This window comes from Protofrankia sp. CiP1_Cm_nod2 (assembly GCF_920664355.1).
In the GTDB taxonomy this organism is placed as follows: domain Bacteria; phylum Actinomycetota; class Actinomycetes; order Frankiales; family Frankiaceae; genus Protofrankia.
In genome coordinates this window covers 1-1,910 of sequence record NZ_CAKKTL010000100.1, presented here as the reverse complement: position 1 = coordinate 1,910, position 1,910 = coordinate 1, and the positions used below count along the sequence as shown (strand labels likewise).

General features: G+C 73.7%; 2 protein-coding genes. Both read right to left on the bottom strand.

Annotated features, from left to right (window positions below; genetic code table 11):
• Positions 1 to 49: 49 nt before the first annotated feature.
• Complete coding sequence (locus NBW84_RS12880) at positions 50 to 1,129, bottom strand: hemolysin family protein (protein ID WP_250284870.1); 1,080 nt, start codon at positions 1,127 to 1,129, stop codon at positions 50 to 52.
• Positions 1,126 to 1,910 (bottom strand): hemolysin family protein (locus NBW84_RS12875; protein WP_445548703.1); only part of this gene is annotated, 785 nt, incomplete at its 5' end. The genes NBW84_RS12880 and NBW84_RS12875, both read right to left, overlap by 4 nt.

Below are 1,910 nucleotides of genomic sequence, written 5' to 3'. Positions count from 1 at the left end.
GTCACCCGAGAGCCGAGTCACCCGAGAGCCGAGTCACCCGAGGGCCGGGTCACCCGAGGGCCGAGTCACCCGAGAGCCTGCCCGCCTGGGCGGCCGGCTGGTTGTCGTCCCGGATCTCGCCGACAAGCTCCTCCAGGACGTCCTCCAGCGCGACGACCCCGAGGATTCGTCCTCCCTGGTCGGTGACCCGGGCCAGGTGCGCCCCGCTGCGCTGCATCGTGGCGAGCACCGTCGCGAGCCGGTCGTCGGCACCGACCCTGGCCAGCGGGCGGACCCACTTGGTGGGGACCGGCGCCGCCCGCTTGCGCGGGCTGGTTTCCAGGACGTCCTTGAGATGCAGGTACCCGATGAGCTCGCCGGTGGCCGCCCGGACCGGGAAGCGGGAGAAGCCGGTCCGGGCGGCCATCGCCTCCACCCCCCGGGGGGTGACCCCGGCCTCGACCGTCTCCAGGCTGTCGAGAGGCAGCAGGACGCTGCGCGCGCTGCGTTCGTCGAAGTGCAGCGCCCCGGAGAGCAGCCCGTGCTGGTCGGCGTCGAGCAGCCCCTCCCGGCGGGACTCCTCGACGAAGCCGGCGACCTCGTCGCGGGTGAAGGCGCTGGCCACCTCGTCCTTCGGCACCACCCGGACGACGCGCAGACTGAGGTTGGCGACCGCGTTCAGGGCCGCGATCGCCGGGCGCAGGTAGCGCACGATGCCGACGAGGGGCGGGACGAGCAGCAGGGCGCCGCGGTCCGGCCCGGCCAGGGCGATGTTCTTGGGCACCATCTCGCCGATGACCACGTGCAGGAACACGACCGCCGTCATGGCGACGGTGAGGGCGACCGGGTGCAGCAGGGCGTGCGGCATCCCGGCCGCCTCGAGCGGGCCTTCGAGCAGGTGCGCGACCGCGGGCTCCCCGAGCGAGCCGAGCCCCAGGGTGCAGACAGTGATCCCCAGCTGGGTGCCGGCCAGCATCAGGGAGACCTCCTCCATCGCGCGCAACGTGATCCGCGCACGGGCCGAACCGGCCCGTGCCAGCGGCTCGATAGCGCTGCGCCGGGCCGAGATCAGCGCGAACTCGGCTCCCACGAAGAAGGCGTTGGCGAGCAGCAGGACGACGGTGAGGAAGAGCGCGAGCGGGACGTTCACCGCAGCGCCCCCATCGCGTCCGGGGCGGCGGAGCCGCACCACCCGCCCCCGGGACGGCCGCCGTTCCCGGAACGGTCGTCATCCGCGGAACGGCCACCGTCCCTGGGGGCTTCATCCCTGGGGGCTTCATCCCTGGGGGCTTCGCCGCCCGCGGGAGGGCCACCTCCCGTAGGAGCCGTAGAAGAGCCGCCATCCGCTGGAGGCTCGCCGTCGGCACGGACGTGCGCGGGAACCAGACGGACCCGGTCCACCCGGCGGCCGTCCATGAGCTGGACGGTGAGGGTGACGCCGTCGACCTCGACCGCGTCGCCGGCGACCGGCACCCGGCCGAGGCGGTCGGCGACAAGCCCGCCAAGCGTCTGGTACGCCTCGTCCACCGGCAGGTGGACGCCGACGGTCTGCGCCACCTCGTCGAGGCGGAGCAGGCCGGAGAGCAGCCACGTCCCGTCCCGGCGCCGGGCCGCGCGCAGCCCGACCCGGTCGTGCTCGTCGACGACGTCGCCGACCAGCTCCTCGATCAGGTCCTCGATGGTGACCAGGCCGTCCGTGCCGCCGAACTCGTCGATGACGACCGCCATCTGCAGCCCGCCGCGGCGCAGCGTCTCCAGCAGCGGGTCGAGCTCGATCGTGGACGGCACGCTCAGATGAGGGACCATCACGTCGCCGACGGTCACGACGCCCCGGTCGTCCTCGGGGACGGCGACCGCGTGCTTGACATGGACCAGACCGACCACGTCGTCGAGGTCCTGCCCGACGACCGGGAAACGCGAGTGCCCGGTCC